The sequence below is a fragment of the Mucilaginibacter sp. P4_A11 genome (assembly GCF_056402535.1).
In genome coordinates, this window is sequence record NZ_JBFUHE010000004.1 from 454,338 (window position 1) to 477,934 (window position 23,597).

Here is a 23,597-nt window from a genome sequence, read left to right on the forward strand (position 1 = left end):
CCCATGACCAAACATTTAAAATATATACTGCTTTCATCATCTGTTTTACTGAGTGCCTGCAGTACCACTAAGTTTTTGGCGCCCGGCCAAAAACTGTACACAGGCGGCGAAGTAGTGATCAAGGACTCAACCCTGAAAAAAAGTGAGAAGAGTGCATTAAGCGAAGAGCTTGGTACTTTGCTAAGACCAGTGCCCAATAGCTCGATATTAGGTTTGAGATTTAAACTATGGCTGTACTTTAAAACCAAAACTAACAAAACCAAAGGGCTTGCACACTGGCTCAACAAAAAAGGCGAGCCACCTGTACTCATAACAGCAGTAAACCTGGAGCAAAACAGCAAGATCTTACAAAACCGCCTGCAAAACGAAAGCTATTTTCAGGCACAGGTAAGCGGCGATACCGTAAGTAAAAAGCCAACATCTAAAGTTGCCAAAGCGGTCTACACAGCAGTAACCGGACCGGGATATAAGATCAGAAAAGTAGTATTTCCACAAGGTAAAGGAACCATCGATACCGCGGTTGCAGGCACATCAGCCAAAACATTGTTAAAAGTTGGCAATAAGTACAACCTTGATATTATTAAAACCGAACGCCTGCGCATTGATGCACGATTAAAAGAAGAAGGCTTTTATTACTTTTCGCCTGAAGATTTGATCATGCACGTGGATAGCACCATAGCCGGTCACCAGGTTGATATTTTTGTGGCCGTTAAAAATGAAACTCCGGGCAGGGCCAAAGATATTTATACTATCAATAAAATTTATGTATACCCAAGTTACTCATTGAGGGATACGTCACTGATGAAGGATAAGGCCATTCCTTACAAATGGTACAACATTGTTGAACGCCGCAACACGGTACACACCTACACCTTTGCCAATACAGTGCTTATGCGGCCCGGCCAGGTTTACAATCGTACCGCGCATAACAATTCACTCAACCGCTTCATTAACCTTGGCCCTTACAAGTTTGTAAAAAACAGGTTTGAGGACGTATCTGCCGATTCGTCAAAACTTGATGTTTACTACTTTTTAACCCAGTACAAAAAGAAATCGCTGTCGCTCGATATATTAGGTCGCACCACTTCGGCCAACTATACAGGTACACAGGTAAACCTCAACTGGCTTAATCGCAACGCATTTAAAGGTGCTGAAGCTTTAAAAATAACCTTATTCGGGAGTACCGATGTGCAGGTAGGCGGGCAAAACTCCGGTTACAACGTGTACCAGGCCGGTATTCAGACAACACTTACATGGCCGCGCTTTATCGGACCTATCTACCCAAAAGCAGCCGATGCCTATATCCCTCATACTAATCTAAGCTTAGGTTACTCTGTCGTAAACCGCCAAAAACTGTATAATCTAAATTCATTTAATTTATCGTTTGGTTACCAGTGGCGCGAAACAGAACACCGTTCGCATGAACTTAACCTTATCAACTTCCAGTTTGTGAACCCACTGAGCGTATCGCAATTATATCTTGACAGCATCAACAAGAAAAATGTTCCGGTTAACCCGGCTTTGAAACACGTTATTGATAAACAGTTTATCCTCGGCCCAAGCTATAGCTTTACCTACACCAATACCAATGAAGATTACCGCACTAACACCATTTACTACAACGGCAAAATCAGCCTTTCAAATAATATTTACGGCCTGGTTACCGGTGCCGACAGTGCAGGCGGAAAGCCTAAAAAATTGTTCGGAGCTATTTTTAACCAGTTTGTAAAACTGGAAAACGAGCTCAGGTATTTTCACAAAACCGGGCAAAACAGCACCATAGCAAGCAGGCTCATAGTAGGTGTCGGCCTGCCTTATGGTAACTCAACCCAATTACCTTATAGCCAACAATTCTTTATCGGTGGCCCAAACAGTTTACGCGGTTTCAGGGCAAGAGCTATCGGTCCGGGCTCGTTTGATCCCAGTACAGGTGCGGGCACCGGCGGGTTCCTTGCTGATGAATCGGGCGATATCAAAGTGGAAGCCAACATTGAATATCGTCCAAAGCTATTTAGCATAGTACGCGGGGCATTATTTGTTGACGCCGGTAATATCTGGCTGCTGCACTCCAATGGCTCACAACCCGGTGCAGTGTTTACCAAAAGCTTTCTAAACGACCTGGCAGTCGATGCCGGTTTTGGTTTAAGGTTTGATTTAACAGTGCTGGTGTTGCGTACTGATCTTGGTATCCCACTTCGCACGCCATATGTCCGTGCCAATGAGCCGCGCTGGGATTTTAACTTTAACCGCAGCGTATTTAACCTGGCAATTGGCTATCCTTTTTAATTTGGTTTGCGCAACACAACAACACCCGCTTGCCGTATAAGCAGGCATACATAGCAAGCAGCATAATTGTAAAAACCGATTGTGCTGCTTTGTTCTAATAAAACCTATGACTATCACAAACTTCAGCAGCTGATTATTGAGAGCAAAAAAGGACGTTTAAACATCATATTTTCAAAATATGATCATTCCTTTTTATATTTATCAGATGATATCACTTGACAAGCCCTAACAATCGTATCATTGAACATAATCGAAACGGCAGCGATATCAAACCGACGTAAATAATAAAATGCAGCTAAAAAACCCTTTTTTTAAACTTTTAATATTAATTCAGTTTTTATTTTCGGGCGTATATGCCAGCACCCCCTATCAGGTAGTCTATCTGAAAAATTATAACGCTGCTGATGGCCTGCTCAGCTCAAGGGTTAATTATTTAATGCAGGATAGCAGGGGATTTATCTGGTTAGCTACCGATAAAGGTGTGAGCAGATTTGATGGACAGCGCTTTACAAACTTCACATCGGTAGATGGGCTTGAAAGCAATGAATGTTTCCGGATAGCTGAGGATAATTACCACAGGATTTTTTTTTACTGTAATAACTACCGGGTTTGTTATTATGAAAACGGACGTATACACAAATTTAATTCACCTCAAAAGGTAACAGTATTACCTTTTGCCAATTTCTTTTTTAACCGTTATAATGAGCTTTGCGTAAATTACAGGCTTAGTACTAAAGTATATCATTTTGATGAATTAAATTCAAGAAGGCACACCATCCAATATTTAAACGGGGATATTTATGGCGAGAATGGCGAGGACATCACCTTATCTCGAAATGACATCGATATACTCCAAAAAGAGCTATCGGCTGGGCAGTTAAGTTATCAAACAGCCAAAAACAATACCAAACCTTACCGGCTGGCAATACAGCAAAATCATTTGTTATTAATAACTAAAGATTGGGTACACGTTTATCAGTATCAGAAAAGCGGGATTATTCCACTCAATAAAATCTATTTCACCGGGAATGTAACCTCGGTTTACCTCACCGGTAAAAAAACTTTTGCCGTTACCACAGTAAAACAAGGCACATACATTATCAACTATATTACCGGCGAGCGAAAAAACTATCTTGATAACCACATCACCACATCAACGCTTATAGACAAGGAAAACAACTTATGGTTTGGCAGCTATGACAAAGGCTTCTTTTTAAGTACCAACCCCGAAGTAAAAGTCATTAATAAAGAAAGCGGCCTGGCAAATGAAGATGTTTTAAGATTGGACATTGCGGGAGGCTATCTTTTTGCCGGGCACGTTTTAAGCATGCTCAGTTATATGAAGCTTGGGGTAAATCAGATATCAGCAATAGACACCATATCGATAAATCAAAACCGGTCTGACTTTAACCGGATAACCAATCTGCTTACAATTCCGGGCAACAGGCTCATGATTGGCACCGATAATGGCCTATTCAGATTAAATGTTTCGGGTAAGAACCCGGCGCTATGGCATTCTGAAAGTTATTTTGATGGGTCCGTAAAATATGATGGCCCTATAAAAGGAATTACCCATCTACATGATACAGTGTGTTTTATCTCACAAGAATCCGTTGTCGTATTGTCAAATCAGCTCAACCGTTTAAAAGGTTATAGATTCAAGCCCATACGCATGACATCACTTACCTGGTATAAAAACAGCATGCTGATAGGCTCACTTTATGGCTTATACAGGTTAAAACCAACCACTAATGATGTTAACTATATACGGATACTGGCCGAAAACGGGATAAATATTGTTAAATGCCTGGCTGCAAATAATGAAGTATGTGCAATTGGCACCGAATCTCAGGGGGTGTTTTTGTGGGCTGGGAAACAAATTGTTCAATTTAATAAGCCGATTATTTCTTCAGGCGATATCCGCAAACTGGTATGGACAGATGCCAATACATTATGGGCCTGTACAGCAGATGGCGTAAGCATTATCAGGTTTTATAATAATTATCAAAATTACCGGATCAGCTTGCTAAACACCAGCAACGGGCTTCCTTCAGATAATGTTGCCGACGTAGTGCAAAACGGCCATGATTACTATATAGCCACAGATCAGGGAATAGCAGTTACGCAAAATTTAGGGAACACCAACCTACCCCGCCCGGTATTAATTAATGACGGAAGATCAGGAATTCAAAACAGCTTCACCTACGGGCGACCTGTTGTATTTAATTGCGTTGCCCTATCCTATAAAAGCATGGGTAAAATACAATACAGGTTCAGGCTCAGAGGGGTTGACAAAAATTGGAGTGTTGCGCCATCCGGTGAAAAGCGGTTCGACCTGTTGCCCCCGGGTAATTATGAGTTAGAAGCGGTAGCTGCCGATCGTTTTAACCAGTTGAGCTCACCGCTTATTTTTAAATTTACCGTTATGCCTTTATGGTACCAGCAGCTATGGTTACAGGTTTTGGCTGTTTTAAGTGCTGTGGTTGTGGCTTTTTTACTGGTACGAAAATATTATCAGTCCATCATAGGCTTACAAAAAAAGGACTACGAAAACGCGCTTGCCCTGCAACGTGAACGGCAGCGTATCAGCAGTGAGGTACATGATGATTTGGGGGCAAGCATATCGGGCATTAAGCTGCGGACCGAATTACTAAGCCGAAAGGTTGCCGATCAACCCGCTTTTAAAGAAATAGACGCTATTCATGAAGGCATTACAGATATTTCAACCCAAATGAGGTTAATTATATGGAGCCTTGATGCTGAAAACGATGAGGTAAGTAACCTTACAAATTTCATTCATAAACAAGCCGTTAAAATATTTGATTTCAGCAACATCCGTCTTCATGAAAGTACTTCGGTTGGCGAAACTATAATTACCATAAATGGCGAAAAAAGGCGGCAGGTATACCTCCTTGTGAGAGAAGTTTTAAACAATATTGTTAAACATTCGGAGGCGCAAAACGCTTTTCTTGAAATCGGTCTTTACAAAAACCGGTTACATATCAGCATCCGGGATGATGGCCGGGGCTTTGATCCAGACCTTCGCAAACATGAAACCATGGGTATCCGTAATATTTACGCACGTGCAAAAAGATTAAATGCCGAATTAAAAATTGACACTGCGCCAGGCAAGGGTACATCAATTAGCCTCAAATTGAACCTTTAGATACCCCATAATAGGTATAAAGAAAGCCGGGATAATTTAGGAGATTAGCATTTTATATTTACTGCAAGCATGCTCCAGATAATTTTGTTAGAGGATAATTTACATTACCGGCGCGGGCTGGAACAAATTATTCATGATATGAGTGGCGTAAGTTTAATGGGATCGTACACTAATGCCGAAGCTGTATTAAAAAAGATAAACCAGCTACAACCTGATATTTTTATAGTTGACATAAACCTTGAAGGTATATCGGGCATTGAATTTATACGACGGGCCAAACCCTTACTGCCCAATACCGAATTTTTGGTATGTACCATAAACGACGACAATACCAATATCTTTGAATCATTAAAGAGCGGCGCAACAGGTTATATGCTCAAAGAATCATCAGCCGACGAGATCAGAAATGCAATTACCGAAATTGCGGCGGGCGGCTCGCCCATGAGCGCTTATATCTCCCGCAGGGTAATAGCATCATTTAATACTGCTACCGCAAAACCATTTATCCCCGCCGCCGAAAACCTGACAGAGCGCGAAATAGAAGTACTTAATCATCTGGCGCGGGGCCTACAGTATAAAGAAATTGCTGATTACCTTGAAATTTCTACAGGCACTGTTAAAAAACACATTCGCAATACCTATGTTAAGTTACAGGTACAAAACAAAGTAGAAGCCATTAATAAATTCAGGGCAATTTGATATACCACTTTTTCAGTATTGTGGAGGCTAAAGGTTAAAACTAATTTAGCGTTATAAAAAAACTAAAGGCCGATGTTAAATTAACTTACCTCGTAGTGATTTTAAAACCTAAACCTTATCACTTTAAAAATTCACCGGACTATCCGGTTGTGCTTACCTTTTTTTTAAAAGCGTTTCATTTCCCAATATCGGAACTTTATAAATCTTAAAATTACTGGCGCTTTTTCAATAACAGCAATATGAATCCACTGCTTTAATCTGCACTTTTGCACATCTGTAATTTGCATATCTACAATGATCATATCTGTCCCCCTCCGCATTATCGACCTGCATGATGATGGTTTTCACCCGTTGGTGGAAGTTTCACTGTTTGAAAAAGCTTTTATTATGGTACTGGACACAGGCGCTTCCAAAACCGCTTTTGATCAAACAACGTTAACTGAGGCCAATGAAACCATGAATATATTAGCCAGCGAGAAACTTTCAACAGGCCTTGGCACTAATACAATGGAATCTTTCACTGCAACGGTAAGTGACATGTACATTGGTGAATTAGTTATTGCCGAATTTGAAGCAGCTGTACTCGACCTGTCTACCATTAATGTGGCTTATGGCCAAATGGGGTATCCGAAGGTACTGGGCGTTTTGGGCGGGGATATTTTAATGAAGTATAAAGCAGTGATCGATTATGGGAAACGCGAGTTAATGTTAAAAACACGTGCCGCTAAAAGTAGAAAACCGAGGATAGTTGATTAAGCTTAAGCTGAAGACTTATGCAATAAGGCACCACAAAGCCTACGACAGATACTCATAAAAAATCCTGCTTCCTTTTTCAGAAAGCAGGATTTTAATATCAATCATTCCTCCCTTCAGGAGGCCGGGGGGTTTACGAATCTATCTTAGCGTATTTAGCGTTGCGCTCAATGAACTCGCGGCGGGGGGCAACCTCATCACCCATCAGCATGCTAAAGGTATGGTCACACTCTGCTGCGTTTTCGATGGTAGCGCGTTTCAACGTACGGGTTGCGGGGTTCATGGTGGTATCCCAAAGCTGGATATCGTTCATCTCACCCAAACCTTTGTAACGCTGCACATGTACGCTATCTTCCTTACCAGCACCTTTAAGGCGTTGTATGGCAGCATCACGCTGTACATCATTCCAGCAGTATTCAAACTCTTTACCTTTTTTAACCTGGTAAAGCGGTGGCGAAGCAATGTATACGTAACCAGCCTCAACCAGCTCCTTCATATAACGGAAAAAGAAAGTAAGGATCAGCGTGGTAATGTGCGATCCGTCAACGTCCGCATCCGTCATGATAACTATCTTATGGTAACGAAGCTTGGTCATGTTAAGGGCCTTATCATCCTCAGGTGTACCGCGGCTTACGCCCAAACCGGTAAACATGTTCTTTATCTCCTCGTTTTCATAAATTTTGTGCTCCATGGCTTTTTCCACGTTCAGGATCTTACCACGTAATGGTAAAATAGCCTGGTATTCGCGGTTACGGCCCTGTTTAGCGGTACCACCCGCTGAGTCACCTTCCACAAGGAATAACTCGCAAAGGGTTGGATCGCTATTGGCACAGTCAGACAGTTTGCCCGGTAATCCCGAGCCTGTCATCACGCTCTTGCGCTGTACCATTTCGCGCGCTTTACGGGCGGCGGCACGGGCAGTAGCTGCCAGTATCACTTTATTTACAATCAGGCGGGCCTCTTTAGGGTTTTCCTCAAGGAAGTTACCCAAAATTTCACCAACAGCCACATCAACCGCGCCCATCACCTCGTTGTTACCCAACTTACTTTTGGTTTGGCCTTCAAACTGCGGCTCCTGAACTTTTACCGAAATAATAGCCGTCAAACCTTCGCGGAAGTCATCACCGCTGATCTCCACCTTTACGTTTTTCAGCAAGCCTTCTTTATCGGCATAAGCTTTAAGCGTACGGGTTAAACCGCGACGGAAACCTGCTACGTGAGTACCGCCTTCAATGGTATTGATGTTATTTACGTACGAAAAAACGTTTTCGCTGTAGGTATCATTATACTGCAAAGCCAGCTCAACCGGGATGCCGCCTTTGTTTCCATCCACATAAATAGGCTCGGGGATGATAGATGTACGGGTGCCATCTAAAAACTTAACAAACTCGCGCAAGCCACCTTCTGAGTAAAACACTTCAGAACGGAAAGTTCCGTCTTCCAAAGTTTCACGCTCATCAGTTAAGCTCAAACGGATGCCTTTGTTCAAAAACGAAAGCTCACGCAAACGGGCGGCAAGCGTATCGTATTTGTACTCTGTAGTAGTAGTAAAAATTTCCGGATCGGGCTGAAAAGTTTGGATAGTACCTGTTTTATCAGATACGCCTATTTCCTTAACCTCAAACATGGGCTTACCACGCTCATACTCCTGGGTAAAGATCTTGCCTTCACGGTGTACAAGGGTTATAACATGGGTTGACAGCGCATTAACGCAACTTACACCCACACCGTGCAAACCGCCCGATACTTTGTAGGTATCCTTGTCAAATTTACCACCGGCGTGCAAAACAGTCATTACAATTTCAAGCGCCGATTTACCTTCTTTTGTATTGATACCCGTAGGGATACCACGGCCGTTATCTGATACGGTTATGGAATTGCCAACATGGATAGTAACTTTAATATCATCACAGTAACCGGCAAGTGCTTCGTCGATAGAGTTATCAACTACTTCGTATACAAGGTGGTGCAAACCTTTAACGCCTGTGTCACCAATGTACATCGACGGACGCTTGCGCACCGCCTCTAAACCTTCTAAAACCTGTATATTATCTGCTGAATAATTGGATTTGTCCTGAATTTCTTCGCTCATATTTATTTGATGAAACAACCTTCAAAATTACAAAAAATAACCGGGATTATCGACGATTTGTGGATAAAAGTGCAGTTGTGGAATAGATTTAGGAGCGTTAAATCAATGTTGCCTTAATACCGAACATCTGTACATCTGATTATCTGCACATCTGATTAGGATACTTGCAATGAAAGATTATCTTTGTCAAAATTTTATAATATTTTCAGATTAGTATAATGAAAACCAGTGCTTCAACTTTAACCAAGCTTACTTTAGGATTAGCCATTGCAGGTAGCATTGCCGCTTGCAGCCAAAATAAAACTGCCGATAAACCGGCTGCTGCTGCAACTACAGCATCTCCTGATAAAGAAACCATTGTTTATGTAAACTCTGACTCTTTATTAAACAAGTACGAGTACTTTAAAGATCTTTCAAAACGCCTTGAAGACAAAGGCAAGGCTTCGCAAACAGACCTGCAAAACCGCGGTCAGGCATTTCAGCGCCAGGTTGCCGAATATCAGAAAAATCAGGCTACTATGTCGGCCGATCAGCGCCAGGCTACCGAGCAACAGTTACAGCGTAAACAACAGGAGTTACAAGGTTACTCGCAAAATGCAGGTGCCGAATTTCAGAATGAGCAGGCTTCAGAGAATGCTAAACTGTATGATAAAATTGCTGATTTTGTAAAAGTTTATGCTAAAGAAAAAGGCTACAAACTGGTGTTGACTTACTCAAAAGCTAACCCAACTGTATTATATGGTGATCCTGCTTTGGATGTTACCGCTGATGTTGCTAAACGCCTTAATGAAGCCTACACTAAAGACAAGAAATAATATACGATTTGAAAATTTTGATGATGTAGTAATTTGAAAATTACAAGTCATTTTCAAATATTCAAATTGACACATTTTCAAATTAAAACCTCAACTTCGGTTGAGGTTTTTTAATTTAGGGCAATATGGAAAATACGGCACACGAAAAATTTATGCGCATAGCCATTGAACTGGCCGAAGACAATGTAAAACGTGGAATTGGCGGTCCTTTTGGGGCCGTGATAGTTAAGGATGGCATGATCGTGGCCCGTAGCGCCAATCGCGTGGTATCCACTAATGATCCTACGGCACATGCCGAAGTTTCGGTGATCCGCCTGGCTTGCCAGGAGCTGGAAACCTATAATTTATCGGGTTGCGAGATCTATACCAGCTGCGAACCCTGTCCTATGTGCCTGGGCGCCATTTACTGGGCCCGCATCGATAAAATTTACTATGCTAATACCAAAGCTGATGCCGCAGCGATAGGTTTCGATGATCACTTTATTTACGACGAGCTGGAAAACCCAATGGAAAAACGCAAGCTCCCGTTTGTACAGATCCTTCGTGACGAAGCGCTACCAGCCTTTAAACTTTGGGAAAGAACCGAGCACAAGGAGCATTATTGACCGGGATTTGGTGGGATTTATCGGATTAACAGGATTTGAATGCAGTGGCATCAGTATGGATTTTTCACAGAACACCTGCAAAGCAAATCCCGTAATCCTAAAAATCCGTTTAATCCTGGTTCAGACAGCTACTCTTCTTCTTTCTCTTCAAAAAAATTGTCTTTCAGATCATCAATCTCACGCCTGTCGGCCTTGGTGGGACGACCGGTACCGCGGTCGCGCTTAAGTATCGGAGCGTGGAACATTGATTTAAAAGCCTGGGTTTGCTCAACCGGGGTTATATCTTCATAAAAATTCACAGCAGTTTTGGCATCAACCCGGTTTTCGAGCAGACCGGTTACCCTTACTACTCTACGTTCAATGCCTTTTGCTACCTGGTAAACATCGCCGATTTTCACCTCGTACGATGGTTTGATGTTTTTACCATCCAGTTTTATGCGCCCGGCTTTGCAGGCATCAGAAGCCAGCGTACGTGTTTTAAACGCACGGATGGCCCACAGGTATTTATCTATTCTCAGTTTCTCTTTTTCGGCCATTTATTAGTCCCTTTCATATTTATCGGCCAGGCGTTGAGCCAATTCATCAATATCATTTTTACGGGCAAGCGTAAGCACCCAATGCTCCGGAAAGCTTTCGTAACCGTAAAGCAAACCTGCCAGGCCGCCTGTTACCGCGGCTGTTGTATCGGTATCGAGCCCCAAATTTACAGCTTTTAGCACAGCTTCGCTATAGCTTGCTGTAGTTAGCAAACTTTAGGCGTATCATATTGATAAAACTTATTTGGACAGATCTCTTTTTATAAATTTACGATAAAGGTATTCAGCATAACCAACACTAATGTAATCAGGAAATTTCCAGTTTGGATAATAGCGTTTTTTGATATATTTAAGCGTACCAAAAAACAAAACGCCTAAAATAAGCAGCAATGCCAGGCCAAGTAGAACAATGGCAAATAGTACAAGTGGGGTCATACTTTGGGGGATGGGGGAATTAAAGTGATAAATTAAAAGGCAAAAATTTACGATGTCAATTTCTTATGATTTAAAGAAACCCCTTATACGCCGAATAGTGCGCCAATGTTTACCGCTTCATAACTTATTTCTCCTAACATAATGTCATTAAAAAAGTAAGCCTCCCCAACACTCGCTGTTCGGAAGGCTTTTGACACCTAATTAGTTTAAACGTTGGTTTTCGTTTATATAAAATTAAAGTTTCCTTAACGTTTTTTAAAGCATATTAACTGGTTGTCCGGATTTTGTATACATGTGTGAAAATCAATACACTGTAAATTAAAATATTATACGCAATCCGTCAATTACAGCCACATATTTCCCAAAGTATCACTAACATTTTGGAAAGATTGAAGATTATCTGGCTCAAAATCCAATTTGGATAGCGGTCATACCGCTATATTCTAAGCGTACAGTTACCCTAAACGGGTTACAGCTATCATCCTTCAACGTCGGCAGCAAGTATTTGCTTACAACACTTAAGATAGTCCACTGTTTAAACTTTTCCTGTCCTCTTTCAAACGGCATAACTTACTATTCTTATTCCATTATGAATAATTGTATGTCATATGCAAGGAATAAAAAAGTTGAATGAGAAATTTTCTAACAAATATTCACTAACTTCAATCAACCTAACACACTCACTATGAAAAGATTACATAACACCGTATTTATTCTACTTTTGGCATCACTGTATACCTATGGACAAAACAAAATAGAAATTAAGTATGAAAAGGATTCTACACTATTAGACGCGTCAATCAAAAACACGACCTACTCGGTTATTATGACTTTTCGTGGCTATGGGGTTATTAGGGACACAAGTTATTATATTAAAGAAAATGCCAAATTCAACTTGCGAACTTTGCCGATTACAAACATAACATTTACCCATGCCAGCAATACTACAATTACAGGTTTCAGTTCGGCAAATCATTTTTCCATAGAATATCAAAACAGTTTGATAGCAACAATTAACGGTTTGAGAGCAGGGGCGATAGGGTTATTCAGCGACACTAATAAACACACTAAACTGAAGTTAGTAATAAAAAATAGTTTTATAAAAAAAATTGCTTTCAGTGATGATTACAACAATTTTGAAAACTACTTTGACAATTTTACAATAGAAGAATCTGAAATATTAGCACTTGACTTTAAAAATGTGTTATTAAAACACTCTCTTAAAATAAAAACATTTGATACTGATACCATTTCATTTGAAAATTGTACCCTACCCGACACGACTGTTTTAAACAACATATCTTCTAAAGGAATAATAGATTTGACGTTGGCAAATTATGAAGACAACCTAACGAAAGTCTTAGTAATCGGAAATGTTGAGTTACCTAAATTAAAAATTCCTTATGATAAAATGACAATCAATATCGATACTGCCCAAACTTATGAAAACCAGATAATGCTTTACCAAAAAGTTCTAAATACTCTGAAAGAGCAAGGGCTAATCGAAAAATTTGAAACATTGGATAAAAAATATCAGGAAGTAAAATATAAACATAATGGAGACAATTTACTCAATCTAATTTCTTCTGTTTGGTGGGATTACGGTTACAATAAATCTAAAGTTTTCAAAAATTCATTTTATTTATTCGCTGCATTTTTCCTCATAAATTTCATTTTATATAAAAAGCTAAATATCGCATACCTCCCTGAAAACATAAGGAACTATAATATAGCTTTAGGAAGAAGTTTTATGAGTGAGGGAAAATATAAACAATTTATAGTCAGCGCTTATAAAGTATTTATTTATACGTCCTTCATATTTTGGGGGGTAAGATTAGATTTAAAAGAACTTAGATTGAATCTTTGGTGGGCCTTATTGGTTATAATTTTTGAATATTCTATAGGTGTAATTTGTTTGGCTTACATCGCCAATTATATCATTACAAAATAAAATTAAGCCCCTCTCCCACTCCCCCACAACATACAATCTTTCAAAATCAACTATATTTCCTTAAAAATCCTTTTGTTACTTCCAAATAATAATGTGCTTTTTTTTTAATTAAACGCACTTTCCATTTCCCCGAAAACATCGATTTTGTCCCTTTTAGGCAATAGTGCTGTCCCCGATTCGGGGAAATAAAATAATATTAAGGAATGAGTTTATGTTCCGACTTACATTGTCCAGTTATGTCATTCCACTTGGTTTCAACCAAGCACTTTATAAATAATCCTGTTAGCCTTATCAATGGCAATTACTGTAAATTTTTGTGGGCTTAAGTCAGACTTTACAATTAAAGTTCATAAATCCTTGTGTCACCGGTTCGATCCCAGTTGGTACCACAAGCTTAAAAAAGGTCATTTTCGATAAGAAAATGACCTTTTTAGCGTTTAAAGGGCATATCTTTCTTCCGACTCTTCTATGTTGCTTGATCACGGGATTTAGCAGTTTAACAGGTTTTTTTGTTGAATTCGCCGAAAATGTTTTACAAATGTTTTACAACGTAAAATTTCGGCTACAAATTTTAGCGATGGCTACCGTAAGGCAAGTGGTATTGCCTCCCCACAAAAAAGAAGATGGCACTTGGAATGTCAAGATTAGGGTAACGCACAAAAGAAAATGCACCTACATCGACACCGAGCATTTTGTCAATGCAAAACAACTTAGAAAAGATCACAAGATTAAAGATCATTTCATACTCGATCTGCTTCATTCAGTCCTCAAAGAATATCGGGGAATTAGCGGGTTAGGAAGCAAGCTAAGTTTCTACATGAAAGAGCGTATTGAGAGTAACGAATTACTAAATTTATAAGCAGTTTAATTACTTCAATACCTTCCCTGATCAAGCCAATCTTTTAGTACTTTCATATTTGAAAATTTCAGTTGCGTGTMCTCATAAATATTGGCCATTAGAAGAATATCTGGTGAATATGCGCAATAAATAGCGTCAAAAAAAGAATTTATGTCTTCTCTTTGCCCGCTAAAATTTAAAATGAGTGTAATTGCCTGCGAAACGGCTGCTGAAGACTGATTTTCAAAAACTAAAAAGGTTATCAGCAAGCCGAATTTGAAATTTTTAAATCGCTCTGAGTTTCTTAAATTCCGTATATTTTGGACGAATCCACCATCAAGCGAACCAACCTCAGTGTGACATAGAGAAAGGCAAAAATTCAATCCTTTTTCCAAAGCAAATTTAAAGCTTTCCAAACTCGATCCTAACATCCATAGTTCTGGGTTTTCATTACAATCTGTTGGAATAATATCACTTGGTCCGTTTAGCATTTCTTTAGTTCTTTCAATATTTTCGCTTAAATCAAATATTTCTTTTTGAACACCAAGATAGTTTAGTAGTACTGGACTCATATGACTTTTAGAAAATCCGAGATCGATCCGTTGGGGGAACAAGCTGTTTAAAAGTTTGAAGTCTTGCGCTACAAAAACTGCATTATGGTACCGGGCTAGAACTCCGGCTGCCCCAATCTGAATTGATTCAGTTGATCCTGCTAACAAAGTTAAAATGATAGGCGTAGCCCTCCAGGCAGTTTCCGGAGAATGATGTTCGCCTATCCAATATTTTGAAAAGCCCAACTCCTCGGCATATTTAGCGCAATTTATCGTTTCCTCGATAGTGAATGGAACTGTTTTTACATGTTTTTGTATGACCCCGAGATCAAAAAAGCCAATCTTCATATTAAAATATATTCATCGTTACAAATCGTTTTATATTTAAATTGATTTTAATTATCTGAGATTGTGAACGATAAACTTTGATCGTATTAAATAACATTTCATGCTAAATATTAAATTAAAGATATTAATTATTTTTTTTAAAATCTTTTCTATATTTAGATTCTCAAAAATAAACCAAAAACCTAACACCATGAAAAAACTCAAATTAGGAAAGCTACTCGTGGGTTCTTTAACAGAAGCGCAACAAAGGAATGTACTGGGAGGGGATAACGGAGCATCTACCACATTTTATGTTAATTACGTTTGCGTGAATGCCCCGGCACCACCGCCAAGTCCATCAGTGAATTCTCCTTGTACAGTGAGTCAGTCTGGCTGTCCTTCAGCACCACCGCCGACTAAGACAATTCAATCACTTCCCTGTGCCTAAGATTTTATAAAACAGAATGTTATGCCGCATTTATTGCGTGAGTTAATTATTTTTTTGACACAAAGAAACATCTGCAAAGGGCGTAAATAGCAGATCTGATTTATTCGTCAAAACCATTGGGTTTCTTTTACATAACTGACATGGTAACTCAAATTTATACTCTCGCACCTGTTTAGTTTAATAACCTTAGACTGTTGCTTATAATACAATTCAATTATATATATACCTTAACCATGAAAAAACTAAAATTAGGAAAATTGCTTGTTGGTTCTTTAACAGAGGCTCAGCAAAAAAATGTTTTAGGAGGAGATAGTGGTGCATCAACAACCTTTTACGTACAATACGTTTGCGTAAACCCACCGCCTGCACCACCACCGCCACCATCCTTAAATTCGCCTTGTACAAGCCAGGGCCCGCCTACTTGTGCTCCGCCGCCACCCAATAAAACGCTATCTGGGCTTCCCTGCGCTTAATGTTGTTTCAGCAATCACGCTGAGCAGTATTAATTTAAATATCTAAAGAACAACAAATCATGAAAAAACTGAAATTAGGAAAACTTCTTGTTGGCTCGTTGACCGAAGCCCAGCAAAGAAATGTATTGGGTGGTGACAGTGGCGCATCAACAACTTTCTACGTGCAATACGTTTGTGTAAATCCTCCTCCGGGACCACCACCGCCGCCATCTTTAAATTCGCCATGTACAAGCCAGGGGCCGCCTACTTGTGCGCCGCCGCCGCCGATTAAAACAGTTCACGCGCTTCCATGTGCTTAAAATGATATAATTTAAGAGTCTTAAGTGTGTATGTTTTAAAGTAAATCATACACACTTAAGACTCTTAAAGTCACCTATAGGCCGAGTTTTTATCCTATTCTGTAAACCTAAAGCCCGATAATGGCTGAACCTGATTTTGCATTCTTTTTCGGTTTAACGCGCTGATTAAAAATATCGTTTTTTTATCTTATTTAATTGTTTCGTCGTCGCTTTATTTTTTATGACAACCTATGACCTCTTTGATGACTTTTTATATAGAATACCGGGATTTACAAATAAAAAATATACTCATCCAGATGAGTGTATAAGCAGCGATTTTTTTAAAGAAGCCGTCTATTTAGCCTCAACTAATTTGTACGACGCTGTATTCTCAAAAGATACGCCGGAATCTTTGTCCAATATTCCAGCTAAACAACGCTGGTCAATCGTTAAATATTTGAATAGGATGTGTACCAGGAGCACACCATTTGGAAATTTCGCCAGCGTGGGGATAGGAAAAATTACGGATAAATCAACAATTGTTATTGATGATGATTCACCATTTACCAGTGTAACCAGCTTAAATAACGAATTTTTCATATCGCTTTCAAAAGAGGTTGAAAAGAGTGCTCAATTATCAGATCTCATTTTATATTACCCAAACTCCAGCCTCTATCAGTCAGGTAACAGACTACGTTACATCGAACGTCGAGAGGGCGGGCTCAAAGATGACTTGCTATTATCATCTATTGAGTATTCAAAAGCTGTTAAAGGTATACTTGCTGTTTGTCGACGTGGCTTAAATAAATCTACCATTGCGCAGTTTATCGTTTCGAATAATTTTTCAGAAACCATTGTAGAGGCTGAGTTATTTGTGGATTCGCTTATAAGTAATCAAATTTTGATAAACGAGTTTTATCCGGGGATTACCAGTGATAATTTAAAGGCAGCCAAGCTTAAACTCGATAAATATGCTAACGAAGCTCCGCTGGAATTATCTGATTATTTTAAAGCCTGCGTGAAAAAAATAGGTAGAATTAATGATCTTCTGCCAGGAAAAAGAGTAGACAGTATCATTGATTTGGAACTGTTTATAAAGCAGCATAATATGCCCTTGGCAAACAATAATGCGCGTTTTACCAAAAGCAATTTATATACAAGAGCCGAAGCATCCTCAGTGGGTAAAAACATTACAGAACTTCTCAAAGAAGGAATAAAGGTGCTAAATATGCTTCAAAAAAATAACCTGAGTAAGATTGAAAATTTTAAAACATTGTTTTTCGAAAGATATGAGCACGAAGAAATACCATTTACGGAAGCCCTTGATCCTGACGTAGGTATCGGTTTTGGAAATTACAGTGCAGAGTTTATTAGAAAAGATCCGATTTTAAAAAGTATCGTTTTTAAAACAAACTCGGCCTCCGGGGAAAATCACATTGCCAGGACCAGCACCGAAGTCCCATTCCTTTTAAAAAAATATATTGAGTATGTTGAGGGAAAACACGAGGCGATAGAACTTGGCCGGAATGATTTTAAACATTGTACTGAAAACTGGGATAACCTTCCCTTGACATTTTCGGCGGGAATTGAGGTGATCAGGGCCGGGAACAATAGCTCTCCCTTAATTTATTTAAGATTTGCGGGAGGATACTCTGCCAATGCTGTTCTTGGTCGGTTTACAGCAGATTGTGATGATGTAAGGAAACTCGCAACGCAAATTGAGGAGTTTGAAAGTAGAAACACACCTGATGGAGCCGTTATGGCTGAACTTGCTTGTATGCCAGATGAAGTAAGCCATTCAAACCTGTTGACAAGAGCCTCCATATATAAATATGAAATTCCCATCTTATCCAATTTAAGCGTAGCGTCTGATCACCAGATTTTGATGTCTGATTTATATCTATCTATTGATGAAAATCAATCACTCATTTTGAGATCGAAGAAGTTAGGTAAGCGGATTATTCCTCGAAATTCGACAGCAGACGCGTTTCATGTAAGTTCAAATCCTTACTATCATTTTTTGACTGCTATGCAATCCAACGGAAATTTGAGATCAGGTATTAACTACGATTTTAAAAACATGGGAATTACCAATGGCTTTTATCCAAGGGTTATTTATGAAAATAAAATCATTTTGTCGCCGGCAACTTGGCAAATAAACTTTCATGTATTAAACCAAGGTGATAGGTTTAACGAAAACCTTATTCAGTTAAGACAGGAGCTTAAAATTCCGGATAAAGTGTATAGCACCAGCGGTGATAATAAATTATTGGTTGATTTTACATTACCGGGGGCGAGCGATATTCTCAAAACTGAATTAAAAAAAGGGAATATTTTTATTGAAGAATACTTTGACGACAACTCTGATCCTTTAATTGTAGCTGGAAAAGAGGTTTATAATAATGAACTTCTTTTTTTTCTATTCAAAAATTAATGGGAAAAATACGCCGTTTTCTACCAGGTGACGAGTGGTTATATTTAAAAATATATGCAAGCGTGGCAATTCAGGATAATTTATTAAGAAATAAACTATATACCCTAGTTTACGATCTTTATAAAAAGGAACTTATAACGAAATTCTTTTTTGTTCGATATGTTGATAAGGATGGACCTCATTTAAGATTACGATTTCACCTCTCGTCAGTTGAAGATTTTGCGAGCGTGGTAAGTACAATTAATTACACCTGTAAAAGACTTATCCTAAAACGCCAGATTACTAATATAAGCATAGAAACCTATGTACGCGAATTAGAGAGATACGGCGAAGATCACATCGAAACGATGGAGTCTTTATTTAGTATAAACAGTTTGTTTGTGTTAAACCTTTTTCGAAAGGAGCAATATATTGAACAGGGAAGTTCGTGGCTTATTTTAATGGCAGATATTGATAGACAGCTTGATATTCTGGGCTTTTCAAACTTAGATAAACATCAACTATATGAAGATCAGTATTCTTTTTTTGCGTCGCCTTACGAACAGGGAAGGCATAATAAAGAGCAATTAAAAGCAAAATACCGAGAGTTTCGTCTTCGCATTATCAATGTTATGAATAACCAAAACAATGTCAAAGTGCGTTGGCCAAATAACCTAAATAAAAAAATGGGGCATAGTTTATGGCTAACAATCGCCGTTGATAATGCAAACGAAAAAGGAAAAAACAGAATGCGAAAAAATGTTGGGGCATTCATCCATATGGCCCTGAACAGGCTTTTTTCACATAACCAAAATATGCTTGAATTTGTGATTTACTACATGATGAGCAATCATTATAAATCATGTCTGGTGCGGGAGAAAATCAAAATAATTGAAAGATAAAAAGAATCATATGAAGTTGATCAGTGTACATTGGCCTCTCAATTTTACTATTATATTTTTACTGTTAGGGCAATTGGCAATTGCGCAAACTCCTTCGACCAGGCAGCTCAGAAATCTGGACGCTTTTACCCGGATGTATGGTTATGTGAGATTTTTTCACCCCGCCGATGAAGTGGTTCAAATTAATCAGGCCCGCCTTGCGTCATTTGGAGCACTGAAAATGCTGAAAGTTAGAAATGATGAGGAGTTGATCAAGACTTTACAGGAGATATTTTATCCGATAGCACCTACCGTGAAAGTGTTTTATACAAAACAGGGGGGCGATTTTAATTATAAAAGCACGATTCCGCCTAACGTAAACTGGTATAATCAGGTTTACTGGCAGCATCTTGGCATAAACCCATATAACGATAATCCGCAATTTAAAAGCTTCAGGGTTCATCGACAGCTATCAGAAAGCCCAGGCAAGACAATTTTCGTTCCCCTTTCAGATTCACTAAACCTCGAACCTTATATCGGAAGGCGTTTTACTTTTAGTTTTTCTGCGAAAACTACAGCCAATGACAAGGCGGGGGAACGATTGAAAATTACAGCAAGGCGAGGCTTTCTTGAGGAAAACAAAGAATATTTTGCAAACAACAACGGCCATAATGTTATTGACACAGGGAGACAGACCTTTAGCTTTTCTGGTACGATCAGGAAAAACAGATCACAAATGATATGGGGCGCGAGTATGAGTCAGTTTTTTCGATTATCTATTGACGACATAAAACTTAAAATAGAAGGGACAGAACCCGTAGAGATAAAACTTAAGAACGAGCAAAAATATCATACACCTATAAAAAAAGAGGCTGTAAGCAGCAACCTATTGTATATTCAAAAACTCGATGAGTTAACTAATCCTGAACTTTATAAAACTGCGGTTTCCATTAACAAGCCTATCAGGAAGGAACTTGTAAAAGGAATCTCAGTGATTATCCCGCAGGTGTTATATAGTGACGATGAGCACACATACCCCCTTGCAGACAAAGCCCGCATTGTTGAACTGGAAAACAAAATGTATAACGCCGTTCCGAAAGACAGTAATGGTAATGTAATTGATTCAGGTGATGAACTCTCAATTAGGTTTGCGAATATTATAATGGCATGGAATGTACTGAAACATTCTTTTCCAAATTGGAACCAGGTATCGCAATTGCCCCTTACAATGCTGAACAACGCATTTGTCAAAGCAATTTCAGATAAAAACAGTATTGATTTCTTTGCTACGTTGAAGGCTATGTTAGCGCCGCTAAACGATGGTTTGGCACAAGTTAACTTAAATGATACCAAAGTTACCTATAATAACGCGTTTGCGCCTGTAAGACTTGAAAAATACAACGGTAAGATTTTCATTACCAAGGTATTGGACAGCACATATAAGGAACTGATTTTCCCGGGAGACCAGCTATTGGCCATTAACGATGTACCCGTATCAAATGCTTTATTACTCGCCGGCAAACAAATCTCCGGAACAGATCAGTCGCGCCAGTTAAAAGGGCTTCAGGCTATCATAAGCGGGCCAGTAGACCGCGAAATGACAATAACGATCATTCATCTTCAAAAAAAACGAACGCTAAAACTTACGTGCAGTGAAATTGGAGTTTTTAACGGAAATAGGTTTGTGCCCCGGAATTATGAAGTTAGCCGATGGGTTGCCAAGTCGATTTATCTGATAGACCTGGGATCAGATAGCATTGAACGACATCTTAAACAGATTGATAGTGCCAGGGCTGTCATTATTGACCTCCGAAATAATAATATAGCTCACCATAACTTGTTATCGTATTTTGCAAGGTCCCTAGAAAAAATAAGCTTTAAAAGTTATCCTGAAATAGATTTCCCCGATTGTCTGAAAGTTAGATATAAAAAGTTTTATACCGAAGTCATTCCTGTTGAAAAGCGGATTTTAAAGAAGATGATTTTTTTAACTGATGCGTCAACAAGTGGTGATCTTGAGGAACTGGCTTTATTTATAAAAGCCCAAAAATCAGGTAAAATAGTTGGCCAAAAAACCGCAGGTACTTTTAAGGACGCAAACAATATCAATTTATTAGGTGATTACAGTATCTCGTTTTCAGGTTTTAAAATAACCGATTACAATAAAATAAATGCAACATCGGGAGTTGAGCCAGATGTATTTGTAAACCCTTCAGATGTGTCATATGAAAGTGACGGTATTATCAGTAGTGCTGTAAAGCTAATTGAACAGGAGAAACTATGAAGATGCTCAAGGAAAACATAAAAGAAAAGCTGTTTACAAAATTCAGCACAGAACTCCCGAACACACAGTGGCAAATATCCCTTTTGGCCGGTGACTGCGGTGTAGTTATGGTACAAGGATTACTTTATAAAACGACCTTAAACCCCGTTTATAAAAAAACCTTTGACGAAAATATGTTCAGGTTATATGAGAGTGTAGGTAAACCTGATTTTAAGATGCAGCCTACGTATTGCAATGGACTGGCTGGTTTCGGTTGGCTGGCAATGTATCTCAACGATATTGATATGCTTGAACTTGACGAGGATTTTTTTTTTGACTTAGATACGTATCTGCAAGAGTGTCTTGTCTTAATGTTAGAGGAAGACAATTGGGATATTTTTCATGGGGCCCTAGGAATAGGGTTGTATTTTTTAAAAAGGAATAAACCTCTTGTAGTTGAGCAAGTGATTAATTATCTGGAGCGCAGAAAATCAGAAAGCAGAGGCGGGTATGCATGGGAAAGATTGGATAAAAGAGAAACGGAGCGGCTTGTTTTTGATTTTGGATTAGCTCATGGAAACGCAGGCGTACTCTATTTTTTAAAAAAATGCGTTCAAAAATCGATTTTAAGGTCCCGATGTATGAATTTGATTGAAGGTGGGGTTAAATTTTATTTCAATACTATTCAAAATCAGGCCGAAGCAGGCTCATTCTTCAGGAACTTTCTCGCGCTTCAAAACAAAGAGGAAAACCAAGATCTTGAATTTTCACGATTGGCTTGGTGTTACGGCGATTTAGCAATCTTATATACTCTGTATAAAACTTGTAAAACGATAGGCAATACTAAACTTCTTGATAAAATTGAGGCTATGTTGGTTGAAACCACTAAGAGAACAACTTATGAGCAAACTTTAATAAAAGATATAGGCATATGCCACGGAAGTACCGGTTTAGCCTTGATTTATCGATGCATTTTCGAAGACACAAATAACGAGATATTTCGTCAAGCTCAATTTTTTTGGGAAGCGGAAACACTCATGTGCATATCGGGTAAAAAAAAGGTATATGATTATATTAAAGAACAATATGTTGTATTGGAGGTAGATAATTATCACTGCGATCTACTTGATGGCCTTGCAGGAGCTGCATTATTATATTCCACAGAGGATATTTCGGCCAATCATCCTTCAGCCGATGAAAACAAATTAAATAATTGGAAGGAGTTATTCTTCCTTGATTAAAACTAATAAATAAACCTAAAATGAAAGAAATTACAGCTTACAGATATCGAACTAATGCCCCAGGTGATATTAAACCGGGAGGCCCCGGCAGAGACTGGATGGATTTTACCGGAAACAAATTTGCCTACGGTTGTTTACCCTTATTAATTGCGAACGAATTGGGATGGGATATTTTATGTCAGGCATCTTTCAAAGCAATTTGGAATGGGAACCTCTCTAAAGATGCCATTCTTATACAATACGCTGATGAAAACAATGCGGGGAATCACCAGGTGGCAAGTCATTTCGGTCATGGTGTGCTGACCTTTATCCCACAATTTTTATTCAAGACTGAGGCGGGAAGCAACCTGATTGTGAAAGGAGTTCCAAATATGATTAAAGATGCAATTCAAGCTCTTGAGGGGGTGGTTGAAACCGATTGGCTTCCTTTTTCTTTTACGATGAATTGGAAATTTACACGGCCAAACGTTTGGGTTGAGTTTACTGAGGGGGAACCTATTTGCCGGATCACTCCCTATCCCCGAAACTATATAGAAAGCTTTAAAC

The 23,597-nt window shown here is 39.0% G+C and carries 20 protein-coding genes; 15 read left to right on the forward strand and 5 right to left on the reverse strand.

The features are described from left to right. The first annotated feature begins 3 nt into the window (after window positions 1–3). From tamL to AC1DUD_RS11170, 4 genes are all read left to right on the forward strand, one after another. On the forward strand, window positions 4–2,286 hold the full coding sequence (gene tamL, locus AC1DUD_RS11155) for a translocation and assembly module lipoprotein TamL (protein ID WP_477374594.1): 2,283 nt from the start codon (window positions 4–6) through the stop codon (window positions 2,284–2,286). Between the two features lie 289 nt (window positions 2,287–2,575). Continuing rightward, a complete protein-coding gene (locus AC1DUD_RS11160) occupies window positions 2,576–5,452 on the forward strand; it encodes a sensor histidine kinase (protein WP_477374596.1) in 2,877 nt (958 codons plus the stop codon). Between the two features lie 69 nt (window positions 5,453–5,521). Next, window positions 5,522–6,151, forward strand: coding sequence for a response regulator (locus AC1DUD_RS11165; RefSeq protein ID WP_477374598.1), 630 nt, complete (start codon window positions 5,522–5,524; stop codon window positions 6,149–6,151). Window positions 6,152–6,445: 294 nt separating this feature from the next. Beyond that, window positions 6,446–6,907, forward strand: coding sequence for an aspartyl protease family protein (locus AC1DUD_RS11170; protein WP_477374600.1), 462 nt, complete (start codon window positions 6,446–6,448; stop codon window positions 6,905–6,907). Window positions 6,908–7,037: 130 nt separating this feature from the next. On the opposite strand, the gene gyrB is transcribed toward AC1DUD_RS11170, so the two are convergent. Then, window positions 7,038–8,996 (reverse strand): DNA topoisomerase (ATP-hydrolyzing) subunit B, encoded by a 1,959-nt coding sequence (gyrB, locus tag AC1DUD_RS11175; RefSeq protein WP_477374602.1) that lies wholly within the window; start codon window positions 8,994–8,996, stop codon window positions 7,038–7,040. Between the two features lie 218 nt (window positions 8,997–9,214). On the opposite strand from gyrB, the gene AC1DUD_RS11180 reads away from it, so the two are divergent. Both AC1DUD_RS11180 and AC1DUD_RS11185 read left to right on the forward strand, forming a co-directional pair. After that, window positions 9,215–9,811: an OmpH/Skp family outer membrane protein gene (locus AC1DUD_RS11180; protein ID WP_477374604.1), complete on the forward strand. Its 597-nt coding sequence runs from the start codon at window positions 9,215–9,217 to the stop codon at window positions 9,809–9,811. Window positions 9,812–9,936: 125 nt separating this feature from the next. Continuing rightward, on the forward strand, window positions 9,937–10,416 hold the full coding sequence (locus AC1DUD_RS11185; protein WP_477374607.1) for a nucleoside deaminase: 480 nt from the start codon (window positions 9,937–9,939) through the stop codon (window positions 10,414–10,416). A gap of 128 nt (window positions 10,417–10,544) precedes the next feature. Here the strand turns inward: AC1DUD_RS11185 and AC1DUD_RS11190 are convergent, their stop codons facing one another. The 3 genes from AC1DUD_RS11190 to AC1DUD_RS11200 are packed head-to-tail and all read right to left on the reverse strand — an operon-like array spanning window position 10,545 to window position 11,387. Beyond that, window positions 10,545–10,952, reverse strand: a complete 408-nt coding sequence (locus tag AC1DUD_RS11190) for an RNA-binding S4 domain-containing protein (RefSeq protein ID WP_477374609.1) — start codon at window positions 10,950–10,952, stop codon at window positions 10,545–10,547. A 3-nt stretch (window positions 10,953–10,955) separates the two neighbouring features. Then, a complete protein-coding gene (locus AC1DUD_RS11195) occupies window positions 10,956–11,165 on the reverse strand; it encodes an ADP-ribosylglycohydrolase family protein (RefSeq protein WP_477374611.1) in 210 nt (69 codons plus the stop codon). Window positions 11,166–11,192: 27 nt separating this feature from the next. After that, entirely contained in the window at window positions 11,193–11,387 is a 195-nt protein-coding gene (locus AC1DUD_RS11200) for a hypothetical protein (protein WP_477374613.1), read from the reverse strand. 685 nt (window positions 11,388–12,072) lie between these two features. Here AC1DUD_RS11200 and AC1DUD_RS11205 point away from each other — a divergent pair. Both AC1DUD_RS11205 and AC1DUD_RS11210 read left to right on the forward strand, forming a co-directional pair. Beyond that, window positions 12,073–13,338: a hypothetical protein gene (locus AC1DUD_RS11205; RefSeq protein ID WP_477374615.1), complete on the forward strand. Its 1,266-nt coding sequence runs from the start codon at window positions 12,073–12,075 to the stop codon at window positions 13,336–13,338. A gap of 421 nt (window positions 13,339–13,759) precedes the next feature. Then, a complete protein-coding gene (locus tag AC1DUD_RS11210; protein WP_477374617.1) occupies window positions 13,760–14,197 on the forward strand; it encodes a hypothetical protein in 438 nt (145 codons plus the stop codon). 14 nt (window positions 14,198–14,211) lie between these two features. On the opposite strand, the gene AC1DUD_RS11215 is transcribed toward AC1DUD_RS11210, so the two are convergent. Then, window positions 14,212–15,075, reverse strand: a complete 864-nt coding sequence (locus AC1DUD_RS11215; protein WP_477374619.1) for an LLM class flavin-dependent oxidoreductase — start codon at window positions 15,073–15,075, stop codon at window positions 14,212–14,214. A 660-nt stretch (window positions 15,076–15,735) separates the two neighbouring features. On the opposite strand from AC1DUD_RS11215, the gene AC1DUD_RS11220 reads away from it, so the two are divergent. From AC1DUD_RS11220 to AC1DUD_RS11250, 7 genes are all read left to right on the forward strand, one after another. Continuing rightward, on the forward strand, window positions 15,736–15,975 hold the full coding sequence (locus AC1DUD_RS11220) for a hypothetical protein (RefSeq protein WP_477374621.1): 240 nt from the start codon (window positions 15,736–15,738) through the stop codon (window positions 15,973–15,975). A gap of 59 nt (window positions 15,976–16,034) precedes the next feature. Beyond that, entirely contained in the window at window positions 16,035–16,274 is a 240-nt protein-coding gene (locus AC1DUD_RS11225; protein WP_477374623.1) for a hypothetical protein, read from the forward strand. A gap of 220 nt (window positions 16,275–16,494) precedes the next feature. Beyond that, window positions 16,495–18,687 carry a lantibiotic dehydratase family protein gene (locus AC1DUD_RS11230; RefSeq protein ID WP_477374625.1) on the forward strand — a complete coding sequence of 731 codons (2,193 nt, stop codon included), beginning with the start codon at window positions 16,495–16,497 and terminating at the stop codon, window positions 18,685–18,687. Continuing rightward, window positions 18,687–19,568 (forward strand): thiopeptide-type bacteriocin biosynthesis protein, encoded by an 882-nt coding sequence (locus AC1DUD_RS11235; protein WP_477374627.1) that lies wholly within the window; start codon window positions 18,687–18,689, stop codon window positions 19,566–19,568. The genes AC1DUD_RS11230 and AC1DUD_RS11235 overlap by 1 nt, the downstream gene beginning before the upstream one ends. A gap of 10 nt (window positions 19,569–19,578) precedes the next feature. Then, window positions 19,579–21,831, forward strand: a complete 2,253-nt coding sequence (locus AC1DUD_RS11240; protein WP_477374629.1) for a S41 family peptidase — start codon at window positions 19,579–19,581, stop codon at window positions 21,829–21,831. A 2-nt stretch (window positions 21,832–21,833) separates the two neighbouring features. Next, window positions 21,834–23,051 (forward strand): lanthionine synthetase LanC family protein, encoded by a 1,218-nt coding sequence (locus AC1DUD_RS11245; RefSeq protein WP_477374631.1) that lies wholly within the window; start codon window positions 21,834–21,836, stop codon window positions 23,049–23,051. 20 nt (window positions 23,052–23,071) lie between these two features. Further along, window positions 23,072–23,597, forward strand: a 526-nt coding sequence (locus tag AC1DUD_RS11250) for a DUF6065 family protein (RefSeq protein ID WP_477374633.1), incomplete at its 3' end; no start/stop codon positions are given.